Below are 18,711 nucleotides of genomic sequence, written 5' to 3'. Positions count from 1 at the left end.
TTCCCGACATAGTGGAAACATTCAGTGGCTTGGCCGTCAGCGTCGAGCAGGGAACAAAGACAAGAGATGGAAGGGGTTGGGAGCATGGAGCAGTCTTTCCTCAAGCAGAACGTCGGCCGCCGCACTGTCCTGAAGGGAACCCTCGGCGTGTTGGCCACGCCGTTCGTGTCACGCCTGGCGCATGCCGCCGGCAAGGTCATCCGCGCCTCGACGCCTGGGCCTGACACCGAGTGGCAGTCCAAGGGACTGCAGGCCTTCAAGGCGGCGCTCGACAAGTCGATGCCCGGCGCCTTCGACGTGCAGCTTCATTATAACGGTACTCTGTTCGCGCAAGGCAGCGAGATCGAAGCCATGCAGCGCGGCAACCTGGAGATCGCGCTGACATCGCCGTCCGATATCGCGGAACTCATCCCCGAATATTCCATCTTCACAACTGGATATCTGTTCCGCGACGCCGCCCACCTCGATGCCGTTTATGACGGCGACGTCGGCAAGGAATTCAAGGAGAAGGTGGCCGGCGACCTGCAGCTGCAGATCGTCAGGAGCCAGTATCTCGGCACGCGCCACGTCATCCTTCGGCAGGCGCGCACCGTCAACGTCCCCGACGACCTCAAGGGCGTGAAGCTGCGCATGCCCGGCTCCGCGTCGTGGCAGTTCCTCGGCAATGCGCTTGGCGCCGCCGCCACGCCGCTTGCGTTCGAGGAAGTCTATCTCGCCATGCAGACCGGTACGATCGACGGCCTCGAAAATCCGTTGCCGGATGCGATCGCGTCGAAATTCTACGAAGTCTCGAAGCAGGTAGTCCTGACCGGGCACCAGGTGGCCAACGTCTTCTTCACCATGCCGAAGGCCTTCTGGGACGGTCTGACGGACGACGAGAAGAAAGCGATCCTCGATGCCGAGGATGCCGCCAAGAAAGTCAATGACGACGGCGTCAAGGCAACCGAAGCCGACGGCAAGGCTTTCTTCGAGGCGCATGGCAACACCGTCACCAAGCCGGATGTCGACGCATTCCGCAAACATGTGCTCGATGCTTTCGTGAATTCGGATTTCTCGAAGAACTGGCCGAAGGGCCTGCTCGATCGCATCGGCGCCGCATAAGCCTGGGCCGATGCGGAAATTCCTGGTTTTCTGGAAGCGCTTCTCGGAGTCGGTGAGCGTCGTGGCATTCGCCCTGATGTTCGCCGGCTTCGTGATCGGCGTCGGGGGACGCTACGTCTTCAACACACCGGTCGCGTGGTCGAACGAGCTTTGCGCGATCGGCTTCGTCTGGATCGTCTTCTGGACGAGCGACATCCTCCTCAAGGAGCGCCAGCACATCGTCTTCGACGTGATCTACGGCGTGTTCCCGCCACCGGCGAGACGCATTCTGGCGCTCTTCATCACGCTGTCCCTTGCGCTGCTTTTCCTCGCCACGCTGGTGGCGATCGCCGACTACATCTGGTTTCTCCGAAGCCGCCATTCGATGCTGCTGAGGGTGCCTATGCCACTCGTCTTCGGATGCTTCCTGGCCTTCGTGATCGCCGTGGTGGTGAACTCCTTCATCCGCATCTGGCAGCTCCTTCGTCCGGGCTGGGAACAGCATCTCTAGGAAGACCGCATGTCGTTCGCAGCCATCACCATGTTCGTCCTGTTCTTCGTCTGGACGTTCCTCGGCATGCCGCTCGGCCATGCCATGCTTGCCGCCGGCATCGTTTATTTCCTGGTCAGCGGGGGCGATCTCGGCCTTGTCGCCAGCCAGAGCCTCAACGGCGTCTACGGCAACTTCGTCATGCTCGCCGTGCCGCTCTTCATCTTCTCGGCTGAATTGATGAATGCCGGCGAGATGACCGACAAGCTCTTCGGCTTCGCCAGCCTGATCGTCGGGCGGTTCCGCGGCGGGCTGGCCTATGTCAACATCATCGCCAGCGTCATCTTCGCCGGCATGAGCGGCAGCGCGCTTGCCGACGCGGCGGGGCCTGGCAAGATCTCCATCGACATGATGATCAAAGCCGGCTACCGGCCCGGCTTCGCGGCGGCATTGACCTCCACCTCGGCGATCCTGGGTCCGATCATCCCGCCATCGATCCCGATGGTGCTCTACGGCGTCGTCACCAACACCTCGATCGGTTACCTCTTCCTCGGCGGCGTCGGCCCTGGCCTCTTCCTTGCCGCCGTCATGATGGGGCTCGTCGCCATCCAGGCGCGCATCCAGGATTTCCCCACACAGCCGAAGCCGACGCTGAAGGAAGCCATCGTCGTGACCCGCGACGCCGGGCCGACGCTGCTGCTGCCTGCCATCCTGCTGGGCGGGATCTACACTGGCGCGGTCACGCCGACCGAAGCGGCCGCTGTCGCGGCCTTTGTCGCGCTTGTGCTGGCGATCTTCTGGTACCGCACCATGTCGCCGAAGAAGCTTTTCGAGGTGCTGCTCAACTCTTCCAAATCCACCGCTATCGTGGGTATCACGATCGCTGGAGCGGTGGTGATGAACTATATCGTGGCTGCCGAACGGCTGCCTGCGGTGCTTGGCGTCTGGATCGCCGAGATGGACATGGGCCCGCGCATGTTCATGTTCGTCGTCACCCTGCTCTTCATCCTGCTGGGGGCGCTCTTCGACACGCTTCTGCTGCTCCTCATCGTCATCCCGATCCTGATGCCGACGGTGCGCGACCTCGGCATCGACCCGGTCTATTTCGGGGTCGTCTCGACCGTGAACATGATGATCGGGCTGATCCATCCGCCGATGGGCCAGGTGCTCTATCTGATCTCGGGCATCACCGGCATCAAGGTCGGTGCGATCCTGCGCGAGATCTGGGTGCTGCTGGCCCTGATGGTGATCTCGCTCTTCGTCCTCGTCTTCATTCCGCAGATCACGCTCTGGCTGCCCAAGATGGCGGGCTACGTGCCTGCAGGCGGCTTTCACTAGGCTTCTCTCACCTTGGAATTTTGCCCATGCTGGCCATGAAAGAACTTGTCAAAGGGACGGACCGCTACCGCCACTATATCGGCGGCCAGTGGGTGGATTCGACGATCAAGGAATGGATCGAGGTCGAGAACCCCGCGACGGGAACGGTGATCGCCTCGGTGCCGAAAGGCGGGGAGGACGACGCCGATCGCGCCCTGGTCGCGGCACGCGCCGCGCAACCCGCCTGGGAGGCGATGCCGCCGGCAAGCCGTGGCCAGCTGCTGAAGGATCTCGCCCGGCTCATCCTGGAAAACCGCGAGCGGCTCGCCCGCATCGTCGTCGCCGAACAGGGCAAGCCGATCCAGGAGGCGCGCGGCGAGATCGAAGGCGCGGCCCTCTACCTGACTTATGCCGCGGAAGAGGCCCGCCGCATCACCGGCGACATCCTGCCGTCGGACGTGCCTGACGAGCAGATTTGGATCCAGCGCGTGGCGCATGGCGTTGTCGTCGGCTTGACGGCCTGGAACTATCCGGCGGCGCTGATGTGCCGCAAGATGGGTCCGGCGCTGCTGGCCGGCAACACGATCGTCATCAAGTCGCATGAAGCGACCCCCGTCTCGGCGCTGGAAATCGCGCAGCTTTCCTCGCAGCTCGACTTTCCGCCCGGCGTCATCAACGTGGTTTCCGGCACCGGCGAAGGCATCGGCGCGGCGCTTGTGCGCCACCCGATCCCGCGGCTGATCACGCTCACGGGATCGGTACGCGCCGGCAAGGAAATCTTCCGCGCAGCGGCCGACGACCTTAAGCTGCTGCGCCTCGAACTCGGCGGCAAGGCGCCGTTCGTCGTGGCGGAGGACGCCGATATCGGCGCGGCGGTGCGCGCGGCGGTGCTGTCGCGCTTCGAGAATTGCGGCCAGATCTGCATCTGCAACGAGCGCATGTATGTCCATCGCAAGATCGCGGACGAGTTCCTCGACAAATTCACCCGCGCCGTGAAGGCGCTGAAGGTTGGCGACCCGACCACGATGGTCGATGTCGGCCCGAAGGTCAGCGGCATCGAGTTGGACAAGGTCGACCGGATGGTGGACGAGGCCCGCAAGGCCGGCGCGAAGATCCTGACGGGCGGCCGGCGTCTGACCGAGGGCGAGTTTTCGCGCGGCCACTGGTACGAGCCTACCGTGATGACCGTCGCCGACAACCAGATGCGCATCATGCAGGACGAAGTGTTCGGTCCGGTGGTTCCGGTGATGACGGTCACGGACTTCGACGAGGGGCTGCGGCTCGCCAACGAATCCCGTTACGGGCTGTCGGCCTATGTCTTCACCAAGGACATGCGGCGCATGATGCGGCTGATCCGCGAGTTGAAGTTCGGCGAGATCTACGTCAACCGCCCCGGCGGCGACGCCGTTCACGCGCACCATGCCGGCATCCGTGACAGCGGCATCGGCGGCGAGGACGGCAAGTACGGTCTCGACGCCTACTTCCAGAAGAAGACGATCTACGTCAATTATGCCTGACTTCGGGCCGGCGCGCCTGTGAGGCTGGCGGCATCATGGCTGACGAAAAAGACATCGACGACGCCTTGTCAGGCCAACGCATCGCCGCGCTGGCCGATCTGAAGTCGCGGCTCGGCGCGCCCGGCACGATCGTCTGCCTCGGCAACGGGCCCTCGTCGGAGGACGCGCGTATCGCCAACTATGGCGGTGCGGCCCTGTTCCGCGTCAACTGGATCTGGCTGGAACGCGGTTGGATGGCCTCCCCCGACGTGGTCTTCACCGGCGACCCCGATGTGGTGCGGCTGGCGCGGGCGCCGATCGTGATCTTCCCGACGGAGGCCGAGGGAAAGCCGATCCTGCAAAGCTATGGCGCGGCTGCACGCCTGGCTGGCTACGCCTTTCTCGACCGTTTTGAACCGAGCGTCGCCGACCTGACAGCCGCCCGGATACCCACCAACGGCGCGCTGATGGTTGCGGTCGCCGCGCTTCTGCGGCCCAGCCGGCTTGTGGTCGCGGGGATCGACCTTTACCGCGACCCGCGCGGCAAATATCCCGGACCGGCCGACAATGCCGAGGGCTACACCACCCGACATGGCGAAGCTGTCGACCTCGGGCTGATCGCAAGCGCGCTGCGGGGTTTCCGCGGCGACCTGCATATCCTCAGCGACAATCTTCGCGGGGCTTTGACCGCTATTGGCGCCGGATCATGACGCTGCTTCGCGCGCGGCCCCGGCCGACGAGGCGCCCTGCTTCAGCAGTTTCGCCAGGAGCTTGACCTCGGCTTCGTTGTGGTTGCGCGCCAGCGTCTCGGCGTGATCCGCGTCTCCGGCGATGACCGTCTCGATCAGTTTCTGGTGCTCGGCGATCAATGCTTCGTAGTCGTCGGGCAGGAAGCCCGACTGCACCATGTGGAACCGCACCTGCTGCAGGATGAAACGGTGCTGTTCGGCGAGCCGCTTGTGATGGGCAAGCCCGACGATGGCGGTATGAAGGTCGAAATCGATTCCGATCGCATCCTGGAACCGCTTTTGCCGGACCGCCTGCACGAGTTCTTCGGCAATTGCGCGCAGGCGCTTGCCGTCGGCGGCCTGGACATTGGCCGCCGCCAGCCGGGCGCCAAGGCCTTCCAGCGCGCCGCGCAGCGTATAGATTTCCCAGGCATCGGAGACGGAAGCACCCGATACTTCCCAGCGGGTGAAAGCCACCTGCTTGACCAGCCCCTCATTGGCCAGTTGGGCCAGCGCGGAACGCACGGTGCCGCGGCTCACCTCGAGCTCTTCCGACAGTTGCGTCTCCAGCAACCTCTCGCCGGCCGGCAGGACGCCCTCCAGTATATGCGACCGGATCTGATCGGCCGCTCGCCGGTCGAGCAGCCGTTTTTCCGACTTGAGACTTGCCAGCTTCGCCATCAGCGCGACTCACACCCATCGCAAACGTACATATTCGGGCCAATCCGCCTTCGCAACGACCGCGCCCAAAAACCCTTTCGGCTGGGAAGCCCGTCTCGTTCGGCCCTGGCCTTACAAAAGCTCTCTGCTATCCGCAATTTACGCTTGCTGATTGCTGACAATCAAGCGACTATATGCTCCAGCCGAGGAAATGATTGATGACGGTTCCTTCAGCCGTTGCGCTGCAGTTGAAAGCGGGTGACGAGATCGCCATCGCCCTGCGCGATATCGCGGCCGGCGAGCCGCTGTCGCCGTTCGGGCTCGTCGCGGCGACGGCCGTTCCCTTCGGACACAAGGTCTCGCTGCGGCCGCTTGGCCCTAGTGACGTCATTCATCGCCTCGGCCAGCCGATCGGCATTGCCACCGCGGCCATCCCGGCCGGCGCTCATGTCCATCTCGACAATATGGGCTTCGAGCAGTCGATGGCGGCCCACGCTGTCGGCACCAGGCTCTCCAACGCCGTGCGCCTCGCTCCGTCTCAGGTTCCTGCCTTCGATGGATATCTGCGGGCCGACGGGAAGGCTGCCACCCGAAACTACGTCGGCGTGCTGACGTCGGTGAATTGTTCGGCGCTCGTGGCGCGGATGATTGCCGATCATTTCCGCCATCCGGCGGCGCTCGCCCCTTATCCCGGCATCGACGGCGTGGTCGCCCTGACGCATAAGTCCGGCTGCAGCGTCGCCGACGGCTCGATGTCGATGGGCATGCTGCGCAGGACGCTTGCCGGCTATGCCCGGCACCCCAACTTTGCTGGAGTGCTTCTGGTCGGGCTCGGCTGCGAGGACAACCAGATCGACCAGTTGGTCGAGGAAGAAAATCTTGAGCTCGGCGACGGCCTCGCCAGGCTGGTCATGCAGGAAACGGGCGGCACGCGCTCCAGCGTGGCGCACGGCATCGAGATCGTCGAGGCAATGCTCGAGCGCGCGGCAAAGACCGAGCGCCGGCCCATTCCCGCCAGCGAACTCATGGTCGGCCTGCAATGCGGCGGCTCCGACTCCTTTTCCGGCATCACCGCCAATCCGGCGCTGGGCGCGGCGGTCGACCGGTTGGTGGCCTGCGGCGGCACGGCGATCCTCGCCGAAACGCCCGAGATCTACGGCGCCGAAAATCTCTTGCTCGAACGCGCTGTCAGCCCCGAGGTCGGCCAGCGGCTGATCGGCCTGCTCGACTGGTGGGAAGACTACACCAAAAACGAGCCCCAGGGTTTCGACAACAATCCCTCCCCCGGCAACAAGGCCGGCGGCCTCACCACGATCCTCGAAAAGTCGCTGGGCGCGGTCGCCAAGGGCGGCTCGACGAACCTTGTCGAAGTCTATGGCTACGGCCAGCCGGTGGAAAAGCGCGGCCTGGTCTTCATGGATTCGCCCGGCTTCGACCCGATGTCGGCGACCGGGCAAGTGGCGGGCGGCGCCAATCTGATCGCCTTCACCACCGGACGCGGGTCCTGCTTCGGCTGCCGGCCGGCACCGTCGATCAAGCTTGCCACCAACACCGCCATGTACGCCCGCATGGAAGAGGACATGGACATCAATTGCGGCGCGATCCTCGACGGCGAGAAATCCGTCGAGGAGATGGGCGAGGAGATTTTCCGGGCCATGCTGGCGACCGCCTCCGGCAGGCCCACCAAGAGCGAACTGCTGGGCTATGGCGAGGACGAGTTCGCGCCATGGCACGTCAACGCATGGCTTTAGAGCATGATCCCGAAAAGTGGGAACCGGTTTTCGGAGAAGATCATGCTCCAACAAAGAGTTAGATCAGGATGGCGATTCAACGAACGTCATCCTGATCTAGAGAGCAATTCCAGGAAAAGTGTGAGCTGTTTTCCGTCCGGAATTGCCTCGAAACAAAGAGATAGAGCGGTTCGCCGTTGCCGTGAAACGGCGAACCGCTCAAGGAAAAGAAACGAGGGGATTGTGCCGGCCATCAATGTGAAGCTGCTGAAGGGGCGCACGATAGAGCAAAAGCGTGAGTTCGCCCGCGTCGTGACGCAGGAGGCGAGCCGCATCCTCAAATGCGCGCCGGAAGCGATCGATATCATCTTCGAGGATGTCGAGAAGCACGACTGGGCCGTCGGCGGCGCGCTCGCCAGCGACAAGTAAACCAGCGATGCCTGCAACCGCCCGGCTCGGTGTCGACATCGGAGGCACCTTCACCGATCTCGTCCTGTCGCGAGACGACGGAGCGGTGTTTTCGGCCAAGGTGAGCTCCACCCCGGCCGCGCCCGAACAGGCCGTTCTTGCCGGCATGCGGCAGTTGTTCGAAGAAAGCGGTACGCGCCCGGGTCAACTCGCCGAAGTCGTGCACGGAACCACCGTCGGATCGAACACGCTCTTGCAGAAGGCAGGCGCGCGAACGGGCCTGATCACGACGCGCGGCTTCCGCGACGTGCTGGAAATCGGCAGGCTTCGCACGCCCGGCATGTTCGACCTCACCTGGGACAAGCCCGAACCTTTAGTGGCGCGCCGCTACCGGCTGGAGGCTGAGGAGCGCACGCTGGCCGACGGCACGATCATGACGCCGCTCAGGGAAACGGACGTGATCGAGGCAGGCCGCTTCTTCATCGCCGAAGGCGTGCAATCCGTCGCGATCTGCTTCCTGAATTCCTACAAGAACCCGACCAACGAGCGGGCGGCCCTGCAGGCATTCGCCACTGCCTTTCCGGGCATTCCCGTCACCGCTTCGGTTGACGTCCTGCCGGAGGCGGGTGAGTACGAACGCACATCGACCGTCGCGGTGAACGCCTATGTGCTGCCGTCGCTGAGCGCATATCTGGTCCGGCTCGAGCAAGGCCTGCGCGAGGCGGGCGTAACCGCGCCTCTCCTGATCGGCAATTCCAACGGCGGCCTCTCCTCTTCGACCACGGCGCGGCAAAAACCGGTGTTCTTCATCTCTTCCGGCCGTTCCTCCGGCGCTGTCGGAGCGGCGCGCCTCGGCGCGGCGATCGGCGAACCGGATCTGGTTGCCTTCGACATGGGAGGCACGACGGCTTCCGCGGCGCTCGTCAGCCGCGGTGTCTTGAGCCGCACCCACGAGTATGAGTTCCGGGCCGGAATGTCCGTGCCCTCGCGTTTCATCAAGGCCGGCGGATACATGATGCGTGTGCCGACGGTCGATGTGGCGGAGGTCGGCAACGGCGCCGGTTCGATCGCTGCGATCGATGCCGCCGGGCTCATCACCGTCGGCCCGATCTCTGCCGGGGCAAATCCGGGTCCGGTCTGCTACGGCCTTGGCGGCGCGAGACCGACCGTGACGGACGCCAATGTGGTGCTTGGCTTCCTACCGGGGAAGCTTGCCGGCGGCAGTGTCGTGCTTGATATCGAGGCGGCACGGCAGGCGATCGAACAGGCCATAGGCAGGCCACTCGGCCTGTCGGTCGAGGCCGCCGCGCGCGGCATCCGCGAGATCGCCAACGCCAACATGATGCGCGCCATCCGCGCAGTCACCGTCGAGCGCGGTCTTGATCCGCGTGGGCTGACGCTGCTCGCTTACGGCGGATCCGGGCCTGTCCATGCTTGCGACCTGGCTGCGATGCTTGACATCGGGCGGGTCGTCTTCCCGCCATCGCCGGGCGTGTTCACCGCGACGGGCATGTTGGCCGGCAGCGTCGAGCACCACGAATTGGGGCCATTGCAAGGGATATTGCAATCGTTGGGCGCCGCGCAGGTCGAAGCCGCGGCACAAGAGATGCGCCATGCCGCGACCGCCGCGTTGACGGCACAGGGCTACAGCCCCGAAACGATCACCTTCGCCGCCATGATGGACCTGCGGCTGCAGGGACAGGACGCGGCGCTTACGATCCCGCTCGACGGCCCCTTCGACCCGGCCGCCCTGCGGCCGCTCTTCCTTGCCGCCTATCGTGACACCTATGGCTACACGCCGACCGACACGATCGAGGCCGTCGTGCTGCGGCTGCATGCGCATGCACGAAGCGGCGTGCCATTCGACTTCCGGACCGTGCGGCCAGTAGAGGCGACCGCCTCCGGTGCGCCATCCTCGCGCCTCATCCATTTTGGTCCAGCCATGGCGCTCGATACGCCGGTCGTGCGCCGCGACGCAGTGCTAGGCAAATCAAGCGGGCCGCTCGTCATCGACTGCCCGGACACGACCATCGTCATTCCGCCCGGCTTCACCGTCGGACCGGATAATACGGGCAGCCTCGTGGCGACATCGGGGGCGACGCGATGAACACCGTCGACCCCATCACCTTCGCCGTCATCAAGTCGGGTCTCGACACCATCGTCGATGACATGGCCTATGCCGTGATGCGCACGGCCCGCTCTCCCATCGTGCGCGACGTCCTCGACTATTCGGTCACCATCTGCGACCGCCAGGGACGTATCCTGTCGCAGGCGAAGACCGTGGCGCTGCATCTCGGCGCGGTTCCCGACGCGATGGCCGTCGTGCTGGAACGGTTCCAAGGCGATCTCTTCCCCGGCGATGTGATCGTCCTCAACGATCCTTACGACGGCGGCATGCACCTGCCCGACATATTCATGTTCAAGCCGATCTTCGCCTCCGAGCGGCTGCTCGGGTTTTCGGTGGTCATCGCCCACCATTGCGACGTCGGCGGTCGCGTGCCGGGCTCGAACGCGTCGGATTCCACCGAAATCTTCCAGGAAGGAATCCGCATCGCGCCGATGAAGCTCTATGAGCGCGGCGCGCCCAACCGGACGCTGCTGACCATCATCGAGAGGAATGTGCGGCTGCCCGATCTGGTGCTCGGCGATCTCGATGCGCAATACGCCACCTGCAACATCGGCGAGCGGGAGATGCTGCGCCTGTTCGCACGCTACGGCGACGACCTGGAGATCTATTTCGACCGGCTGATCGACTATGGCGAAGCGCTGACCCGCAAGGCCATTTCGTCCTGGCCGGACGGTGATTACACCTTCACCGACTATATCGACGGCGATGGCTTCTCGACCGAACCGATCCCGATCGCCTGCAAGATCACGGTGAAGGGCGACCATCTGTGGGTCGATTTCGCCGGCTCGTCGCCGCAGGTCAAGGGCGCGATCAACGCGACGCTGTCCTTCACCAAATCGTCCACCTATCTCAGCATACGCTGCGCGCTCGACCATGACGTGCCGAACAACGCCGGCGTCTACCGCTGCATCACGGTGACGGCGCCCGAGGGTTCCATCCTCAACCCGACCATGCCGGCGCCGGTCGCGGCGCGCGCCCTGACCGGCTACAGGGTAGTGGATACGGTGCTCGGTGCGCTGGCCCGGATCGCGCCCGCGAAACTGATGGCGGCTGGCGAAGGCGGCAACACGGTCGTGGCCATCGGCGGCTATCATGGCGATGCCAGACGTCCCTTCGTGTTGGTCGACATGATCAACGGAGCATGGGGCGGCCGCGCCGACAAGGATGGCATCGAAGGCGTCACCAATCCCAGCCAGAACATGTCGAACCTGCCGATCGAAACGATCGAGGCCCGCTATCCCCTGCTGATGGAGGAATACTCGCTGCGGCCGGACTCGGGCGGCGCCGGGCAGTTTCGCGGCGGTCTGGGGCTCAACCGCCAGTACCGGCTGATGGCCGACCACGCCGTTCTCCAGCTGCGCGCGGATCGCCACGAGCACCCGCCCTACGGCCTCTTCGGCGGAGCGCCCGGCGCTTTGTCGCGCAATAGCATCAAGCAGGGTGGCGACTGGCGGGAGCTGCCGGCCAAGGTCACGCTCGAAATAGGCAAGGACACGGTGCTGCGTCACGAGCAAGCCGGTGGCGGCGGATGGGGCGATCCAGGCCTGCGCGACCGCGCCGCCCTTCTCGCCGATCTGGTCAACGGCAAGGTTTCGCCCGAACGGGCCAAAACCGACTACGGCAACGATGACGCAGTTCCGCCGAACGTTCCGTCGGCGCCTGGCGCGATGCGAACTACCGATTCATCTTCGATGCCGCTCGACAGCCGCATCCCAACCAAGGAGAAGACCTCATGACCTGGAGCGGCGTATTTCCCGCGGTGACCACCAAGATGGATGCTTCCGGCGCCATCGACCTGAAAGCCACGCAAGCCAGTATCGACCGGCTGATCAACAACGGCGTGTCGGGCGTGATCGTCCTGCCCATGCTTGGCGAGAATGCCACGCTGACCCAGCCGGAGCGCGATTCGGTGGTCTCGGCCGCCAGGGAAGTGGTGGCCGCACGAGTGCCGCTGCTTTCCGGCCTTGCGGAATTGTCCACCGACAACGCCGTCTGGGCCGCGCGCAACTACCAGAAGCTCGGCGCGCAGGGATTGATGACCTTCCCGAGCCTTGCCTACCGTACCGATCGCCGCGAGACCGTAGCCTGGTACAAGGCAGTCGCCGAAGCCAGCGACCTGCCGGTGATGATCTACAACAATCCGATCGCCTACAAGGTCGATGTCGATGTCGAGACCTTGAAAGGCCTGGCCGACGTTCCCGGCATCGTGGCGATCAAGGAAGAGACCGGCGACATCCGCCGCGTCACCGATCTTTTCAATGCCTTTGGCGACCGCTTCGACATCTTTTGCGGCGTCGATGACCTGATCCTGGAGAGCCTTGCGCTGGGCGTTGTCGGGTGGGTATCCGGCATGACCAACGCCTGGCCGGACGAATGCGTGAAACTGTTCAACGCAGGCCGCGCGGCCGACCTGAAGACCGCGCTGCCGTTGTACCGCCTGATGACCCCTGCTTTCCACCTCGATACCGATGTCAAGCTGGTCCAGTACATCAAGATGGCCGAGCACCTCGTCTACGGCGCCCCGGAGCACGTCCGCAGGCCCCGCCTGCCGATCGAAGACAGCGAAAAGGCCAAAGTGGTGGCCGTGATCAACGAAACCATCGCCGGCCTTCGATCGCATTTTGCTTGATGCAATGGCGGCAGCTTCGATGGCGACGGGACTGCCTCGTTACGAAAGGTCGAGACACCGCCCGTGATATCGTCGGCCTCGATTGCCGGCGTTATCCCTTGAATGCCGGCAGCGTCAGGCCCTTGACGCCGACGTCGAGCGCGAACAGGCCGCCCGGCTGCTTCTGGCCGACGAAATGGCTTGCAGGACGCTTGAGCACGGCAGAGGTGACATAGAGGATGTCGAGGTCCTTGCCGCCGAACTCGCAGCAGGTCGGCAGGTCGGTCGGCAGCAGCACCGTCTGCATCAGCCTACCCTTCGGATCGTAGCGGCAGACCTTGCTGGTCACCGGGACGGTCACCCAGTAGCAGCCCTCGGCATCGACCGTGGCGCCATCGGCGACGCCGCCGGTGACCGTCATGTCGATGAAGGTGCGGCGGTTCTCGATACCGCCGGTGGCGGGATCGAAATCATAGGCCCACACCGCGCCGGCATGGCTGTCGGAGAAATACATGGTCTTCGAATCCGGGCTCCAGGCGAGCCCGTTGGAGCAGCCGATGCCGTCGATCATCTTGTGCACGGAAAGATCGGCGTCGAGCCGGTAAAGCGCGCCGATGAATTCGAGCTGGCCCGGGGCTTCGAACATCGAGCCCGACCAGAACCGTCCCTGCCGGTCCGGCTTGCCGTCATTGAAGCGGGTCTTCGGCATATGCGCTTCCGGGTCGACGATTGCCTCGAACTTGCCGGTCGCAGGATCGAAGAAATGGAAGCCGTCGGCCATGGTCAGAACCAGGCCGCCCTTCTCGCGCAGGCCGAGGCAGCCGAGATATTCCGGCGTCTCGAACACCTCGTCCTTGCCGGTAGCGGGATCGTAGCGGTGGATCAGTTTCTTCCAGATGTCGATCCACCACAGCACGCCGGCCTTCGGATCCCAGAGCGTGCCTTCGCCAAGCTCTGCCCCCGCATCGACGACGCAAGTGATTTCGACCATGTTCAAGCCCTTCTGCCGCGAATTCTGCCGCCGAGCCCGGCGAAGGTCTCGCTGCCGATCGACACCGTGATCAGGATCACCGCGCCATAGACGACGAGCAGCGCGCCGCTCGACAGGTTGAGCGCCGGCAAGAGCCCGGTGAGGATGGTGAGCACCATGGCGCCCGCGACGGTGCCGAGATAATGCCCGCTGCCGCCGAGGATCGAGGCGCCGCCGATGGCGACCGCGGCGATCGAGGTGAACAGATAGGCGTCGCCCATGCCGAGATAGGCCTGGCCAGAATAGCCTGTCAAAAGCATGCCGGCGAAAGCGGCGGTGAGGCCCGAGACGACATAGGTCAGGATGGTGGTGCGCGCCGTCGGCACGCCGGAGAATTCGGCGACGGTGGCGCTGGTGCCGAGCGCATAGAGGTGGCGCCCGAATGCCGCCTTGGAAAGCAGCAGCGTGGCGATCAACGTCAGCGCGAGCCAGATCAGCGCGATGACTGGAAAGCCACCGAGTCGCCCGACCGACAGGAACTGGATCAGCGCCGGCGCCGACGGCGTCGGCGAGCCGCCGGTCAAAACCAGGATCAGGCCCTGCAGGATGACGTTGGTGGCCAAGGTCATGATGATCGGCGGCACGCCGAACTGGGCGACGCCGACGCCATTGACAAGCCCGATGAAGGCGCCGCCGGCGAGCAAAAGCGGCATCACCCAGACCAGCGGCAAATCCTGCCCGCCGCAGAGCAGCGCCATGACGATCGCGGCAGAATTCAGAACCCAGGGCACCGACAGGTCGATGCCGCCGCCGATGATGACGAAAGTCTGGCCGAGCGCGACGATGCCGACGAAAGCCGCCAGCACGACGGTCGAGCGCATGTTGGAGACCGAGAGGAAACCTGGCGAGAAAATCGCCGTGACCAGGAGCAGCACGACCATGCCGGCATAGGCAAGCACGATGAGGCGATTGCGGGCGAGGAAAGCGCTCATTGCACGCGGCTCCGCGCGGCTTTCTCGGCGACCGAGCTGGCGAGCACCGAGAGCAGCAGGATTACGCCGGACGCGACCGGTTGCCAATAGCTCGACACGTGCAGGACGAAGACCAGGTTGCCGATGAGGGTGAGCACGAAAGCGCCGATCAGCGTGCCGGCGAGATGGCCGCGGCCGCCGAACAGGCTGACGCCGCCGATCACCGCGGCCGCCACCGAAGGCAGGATATAGTCCTTGCCGATGGTCGGCGAGCCGGCGCCGGTCTGCGTTATCAGGAACAGCGCGGCGCCCGCGGCGAACAGGCCGGACAGACCGTAGGTGACGATGTTGACGCGGGTGATGGAAACACCCGACAGGAAGGCCGATTTCTCGTTGGAGCCGGAGGCCTGGATGGTGATGCCGACGCGCGTCGCGCGGAACCACCACCAGAACACGAGCAGCCCCAGCAGCATCCAGACAGGACTGGTCAGGCCGAGGAGCTGCGCGGAAGCGAAGCCAACCCACCAACCGGGAACGCTGCCGCCATCGGTCGGCAGGATGATCATGGCGACGCCGTTGAGGATCGACCAGGTGGCGAGCGTCACCAGGAAAGGCTGCAGCTTGAGCAGCGAGATCAGCAAGCCGTTGAGCGCGCCGATGAGGAAACCGAGCGCCAGTATTGTCAGCGCCCAGAACGCCGTGGTCGAAGGATCGTCGGTGAAGCGCGTCGCCGCGATCACCGTGCCGAGGCTGATCATGCCGCCGATCGACAGGTCGATGCCGCCGCGCAGCAGAACGATGGTCTGTCCTGTCGCCGCCAGCATCAGCGTCATCGCCGCCGCCGTGTCGAGATTGAGTTCGTCCAGCGTGAACACGCCGGACTGCAGGCTGCCATAGATGACGACAATCAAGGCCAGCATCAGGCAGGCGACCAGGAGCGGCGCGCGGTCGAGCGCGCGGCCGCGCCAATCGACGCCCGGCCTGGTGTCCTTCGTTTGCGCCGGCATCTGCGCCGTCTCCACAGTTTGCTCCGCGGACATCACCATGCCTCAGGCAGCCCTGGTTTCAAGCATGGCGGCGCGCAGGATTCCCTCCTCCGAAATATGATCGCCCTCGAGCGTCGCGGCGACACGGCCGTTGCGCATGACCAACACGCGGTCTGCGACATGGACGAGCTCCGGCATGTCGCTCGAATGGAACAGGATCGCGTAGCCCTTGGCGGCGAGGTCGCGCATCAGCTGGAAGATCTCGCCCTTGGTGCCGACATCGACACCGCGCGTCGGATCGTAGAGCAGCAGCACGCGCGCTTGCGTCAGAAGCATCTTGCCGAAGATCACCTTCTGTTGGTTGCCGCCGGACAGCGTGCCGGCGAGCTGTTCCGGGGTGCCGGCCTTGATACGCAGGAAATCGACCATCTCCTTGACGAGGGCCGCTTCTTTCTGCCGGCTGAGCAGGCCGTTTTCGGTGAAACGCTTGATCACCGACAGCGTCAGGTTCTCGCGCACGCTCTTGGTCAGGAGCAGACCCTGGCCGCGCCGGTCTTCCGGCACCAGCGCGATGCCGTCCTTGCCGGTCAGGGCCTGGCGCGGATTGCCGATCGCGGTGGGCTTGCCCCAAAGTTCGATCGTGCCGTTTGCTTTCGTGGCGCCGAACAGCGCCTGGAACAGCTCGCGCTGGCCGTGGCCCTGCAGACCGCCAACGCCGAGCACCTCGCCCTCGCGGAGCGAAAAGTCCACGCCCGAAAGCCGGCTGCCGCTGGCGAGGTTCGCGACCTTGAGCGCGATGCGATCGGTCATGGTCGGCACGCGCTCGGGATAGAGCCGGTCGAGATGCCGGCCGATCATCTGGGTGACGATCTCGTCGTCGGAGACGGCATTGGCCTCATGCGCGGCGACGGTGCTGCCATTGCGGAAGATGGTCAGCCGGTCGGCGATGGCGCGCACCTCGGCCATGCGGTGCGAAATGAAGATGACCAGCCTGCCTTCGGCGGCTAGTTGGCGGGTCAGCTTCAACAGCCATTCGGCTTCACGCGCCGGCAGCGCCGAGGTCGCCTCGTCGAGGATCAGGATGCGCGGATCCTTGGCGAGCCCTTTGGCGATCTCGACGATCTGTCGCTCCGCCAGCGTCAGCCGCCGCAATTCCTGCTCGGGGCGCAGCGCCGGGAAATCGTATTCTTCGAGCAGCGCCAGCGTCCTGCGGCGCATCTCGCCGCGATTGACGGTGCCAAGCGGGGTCCGGGGTTCGTGGCGAAACCAGATGTTCTGCTCGACGCTGAGATCGGGAATGAGCGACAGTTCCTGGAAGACGGCGGCAATGCCGCGCGCCCGCGCGGCATCCGGATTGGCGGGGCGATAGTCCTGCCCGTCGATGAGGATCGAACCGCCGTCATGCTGCACGGCACCGGACAGGATCTGGATGAAGGTGCTTTTGCCAGCGCCATTCTCACCGAGCAGCGCGTGCACTTCGCCGGCCCGGGCGCTGAATGCGGCTTCGCTCAGCGCGACGATGCCGCCATAGCGTTTTGACAAACCATTGACGGTGATGAGATCCATGGGCCGCCTTCTGGAGCGTTTCACCGTTTCACGGAAACGGCGAAACGCTCTATCTCCCTGTTTTTACGCAATTCCGGACGGAAAACCGCTCACACTTTTCCTGGAATTGCTCGAAAAGGTCTCCCGGCACCGCTCGATGCCGGGAGACAGGATCGTGGAACAGGATGTTACTTGCTGCCGGCCGCTTCCGCGGCGGTGATCTCGACCCAGTCGGGCGTGATCGGCAGGGTCAGGCCGGGCGCCTGGTCGGGAAAGGCATTCTCGCCGACCGCGATCTTGATCATCTTGGTGCCCGGATAGAGCTTCGACTCGAAAGGATCGGTCGTCACGAAATCGCCCTTGACCGACACCGAACGTTCGGCCGGCTTCTTGCCGGTGTCCAGGATATCCACCGCCAGCTTTATCGCTTCCGAGGACAGATAGGCCGGATTCGAGCCGAGGATGCACTTGGCGCCCTGCGTCTGCGCGCAAGTGACGGCCGCGACATTGTAGGAGAAGCCGACGACCGGGACGATCGGCCGGCCGGCGTCCTTCAGCGCCTGGATGGCGCCTGAGCCGTAGCCTTGCGTCATGATGCCGTCGATCTTCGGATTGGCGGCAAGCAGTGCCGCCACGCCGGACTGTTCCGGACCGAGCGCATAGTTGCCGTTGTAATAGCCGACAACCTTGATGTCGGGATATTTCGCCAGCACCTTCTCATAACCGCCTTGCAATTGCGCCGAGATCGGCGCGCCGGCGAGGCCGCGGTCGAGGATGATGTTGCCCTTGCCGCCAAGCTGCGTGGCCATCCACTCGGCCATGACGGCGGGAATGCGGTCCCAATCGGAAGCGACGGCATAGGCGCAAGGCTCGGTCACCACCTGGTCGAAGCTGATGACGACGATACCGGCGTCGCAGGCCTTCTTGATCGTGGGGTTGAGCGCCGAATCCGAACCGGCATCGACCAGGATCGCGTCCGGCTTCTGGCGGATGATGTTGTTCAGCGAGTTGATCTGCGCCTGGACGGTGTTCTCGACATTCTCGATCTTGAGGTCGACGCGGCCTTTCAGCGGCCCCTTGTTGACCGACACCGTGGCGACGCGCTCCATCTGCTGGCGCCAGTCGTTGCCGACGAAATTGTTGGAGAGATAGATGGTGTAAGGCTTCTTGTCCTCGGCATGGCCCGCCTGCATGCCAACCGCCATCATCGTGGCGGCAAGCGCTGCGAGGCCGGTGTAACGGCTCAATAATTTCATGATTTTCTCCTCCCGTTTTTTAGTTTCGAAATCGTGGCGCCCACTGCGGCGCCCCCGCACTCCTCAAATCAGGTTCCCGAGGCCTCCTTGGGCGTGATCTCCACCCAGCTCGGCGATACCGGCAGCGAAAGGCCCGGCGCCAGGTCGGGGAACACGGTCTTGCCGAGCTCGATCTTCACCGCCGAGGAATTCGGCGCGTATTTAGCGTCGACCATATCCGTGGTCAGGCCGGGCGAGTTGAACAGCACGGTCGTGTCGGTCGGCTTCTTGCCGGTATCGAGAATGTCCACCGCGAGCTTGATCGCTTCCGCGGACAGCGACGGCGGATTGGCGCCGAG

The 18,711-nt window shown here is 64.4% G+C and carries 16 protein-coding genes and 1 pseudogene; 10 read left to right on the top strand and 7 right to left on the bottom strand.

Annotated elements, in window-relative coordinates; translation table 11 throughout:
- Window positions 1–84: 84 nt before the first annotated feature.
- The 5 genes from dctP to LB572_RS30940 are packed head-to-tail and all read left to right on the top strand — an operon-like array spanning window position 85 to window position 5,093.
- Window positions 85–1,101 (top strand): TRAP transporter substrate-binding protein DctP, encoded by a 1,017-nt coding sequence (gene dctP, locus LB572_RS30960; RefSeq protein WP_181179694.1) that lies wholly within the window; start codon window positions 85–87, stop codon window positions 1,099–1,101.
- 10 nt (window positions 1,102–1,111) lie between these two features.
- On the top strand, window positions 1,112–1,591 hold the full coding sequence (locus tag LB572_RS30955) for a TRAP transporter small permease (RefSeq protein WP_140807290.1): 480 nt from the start codon (window positions 1,112–1,114) through the stop codon (window positions 1,589–1,591).
- A 9-nt stretch (window positions 1,592–1,600) separates the two neighbouring features.
- Window positions 1,601–2,908: a TRAP transporter large permease gene (locus tag LB572_RS30950; protein WP_224670443.1), complete on the top strand. Its 1,308-nt coding sequence runs from the start codon at window positions 1,601–1,603 to the stop codon at window positions 2,906–2,908.
- Between the two features lie 26 nt (window positions 2,909–2,934).
- Window positions 2,935–4,404, top strand: a complete 1,470-nt coding sequence (gene aldA / locus LB572_RS30945; RefSeq protein ID WP_224670442.1) for an aldehyde dehydrogenase — start codon at window positions 2,935–2,937, stop codon at window positions 4,402–4,404.
- Window positions 4,405–4,439: 35 nt separating this feature from the next.
- The gene (locus LB572_RS30940) at window positions 4,440–5,093 is read left to right on the top strand and encodes a hypothetical protein (RefSeq protein ID WP_224670441.1); all 654 of its coding nucleotides are present in this window, start codon (window positions 4,440–4,442) and stop codon (window positions 5,091–5,093) included.
- On the opposite strand, the gene LB572_RS30935 is transcribed toward LB572_RS30940, so the two are convergent.
- A complete protein-coding gene (locus tag LB572_RS30935) occupies window positions 5,088–5,792 on the bottom strand; it encodes a GntR family transcriptional regulator (protein WP_140807293.1) in 705 nt (234 codons plus the stop codon). The genes LB572_RS30940 and LB572_RS30935 overlap by 6 nt on opposite strands.
- Before the next feature lie 197 nt (window positions 5,793–5,989).
- On the opposite strand from LB572_RS30935, the gene LB572_RS30930 reads away from it, so the two are divergent.
- The 5 genes from LB572_RS30930 (at window position 5,990) to LB572_RS30910 (ending at window position 12,666) form a co-directional block, all read left to right on the top strand.
- Window positions 5,990–7,522 carry a UxaA family hydrolase gene (locus tag LB572_RS30930; RefSeq protein WP_224670440.1) on the top strand — a complete coding sequence of 511 codons (1,533 nt, stop codon included), beginning with the start codon at window positions 5,990–5,992 and terminating at the stop codon, window positions 7,520–7,522.
- 222 nt (window positions 7,523–7,744) lie between these two features.
- Window positions 7,745–7,930, top strand: a complete 186-nt coding sequence (locus LB572_RS34675) for a 4-oxalocrotonate tautomerase (RefSeq protein ID WP_140807295.1) — start codon at window positions 7,745–7,747, stop codon at window positions 7,928–7,930.
- A gap of 7 nt (window positions 7,931–7,937) precedes the next feature.
- A complete protein-coding gene (locus LB572_RS30920) occupies window positions 7,938–10,016 on the top strand; it encodes a hydantoinase/oxoprolinase family protein (protein WP_224670439.1) in 2,079 nt (692 codons plus the stop codon).
- On the top strand, window positions 10,013–11,773 hold the full coding sequence (locus LB572_RS30915) for a hydantoinase B/oxoprolinase family protein (protein WP_224670438.1): 1,761 nt from the start codon (window positions 10,013–10,015) through the stop codon (window positions 11,771–11,773). The genes LB572_RS30920 and LB572_RS30915 overlap by 4 nt, the downstream gene beginning before the upstream one ends.
- Window positions 11,770–12,666, top strand: a complete 897-nt coding sequence (locus LB572_RS30910; RefSeq protein WP_224670437.1) for a dihydrodipicolinate synthase family protein — start codon at window positions 11,770–11,772, stop codon at window positions 12,664–12,666. Before LB572_RS30915 ends, LB572_RS30910 begins: the two co-directional genes overlap by 4 nt.
- Window positions 12,667–12,757: 91 nt before the next feature.
- On the opposite strand, the gene LB572_RS30905 is transcribed toward LB572_RS30910, so the two are convergent.
- The 6 genes and pseudogenes from LB572_RS30905 to LB572_RS30880 form a co-directional block, all read right to left on the bottom strand.
- A complete protein-coding gene (locus LB572_RS30905) occupies window positions 12,758–13,636 on the bottom strand; it encodes an SMP-30/gluconolactonase/LRE family protein (protein WP_224670436.1) in 879 nt (292 codons plus the stop codon).
- Window positions 13,637–13,638: 2 nt separating this feature from the next.
- Window positions 13,639–14,607, bottom strand: coding sequence for an ABC transporter permease (locus LB572_RS30900; RefSeq protein WP_140807300.1), 969 nt, complete (start codon window positions 14,605–14,607; stop codon window positions 13,639–13,641).
- The gene (locus tag LB572_RS30895; protein ID WP_224670435.1) at window positions 14,604–15,593 is read right to left on the bottom strand and encodes an ABC transporter permease; all 990 of its coding nucleotides are present in this window, start codon (window positions 15,591–15,593) and stop codon (window positions 14,604–14,606) included. Before LB572_RS30895 ends, LB572_RS30900 begins: the two co-directional genes overlap by 4 nt.
- A 42-nt stretch (window positions 15,594–15,635) precedes the next feature.
- Window positions 15,636–17,138, bottom strand: coding sequence for a sugar ABC transporter ATP-binding protein (locus LB572_RS30890; RefSeq protein ID WP_224670434.1), 1,503 nt, complete (start codon window positions 17,136–17,138; stop codon window positions 15,636–15,638).
- Window positions 17,139–17,305: 167 nt separating this feature from the next.
- Window positions 17,306–18,373, bottom strand: coding sequence for a sugar ABC transporter substrate-binding protein (locus LB572_RS30885; protein WP_140807303.1), 1,068 nt, complete (start codon window positions 18,371–18,373; stop codon window positions 17,306–17,308).
- Between the two features lie 68 nt (window positions 18,374–18,441).
- Window positions 18,442–18,711 (bottom strand): annotated as a pseudogene (locus tag LB572_RS30880) (sugar ABC transporter substrate-binding protein); the annotation flags it as partial.

It is taken from the genome of Mesorhizobium sp. BH1-1-5 (assembly GCF_020165615.1).
GTDB lineage: Bacteria > Pseudomonadota > Alphaproteobacteria > Rhizobiales > Rhizobiaceae > Mesorhizobium.
This window is presented reverse-complemented; position numbering and strand designations above follow the sequence as displayed.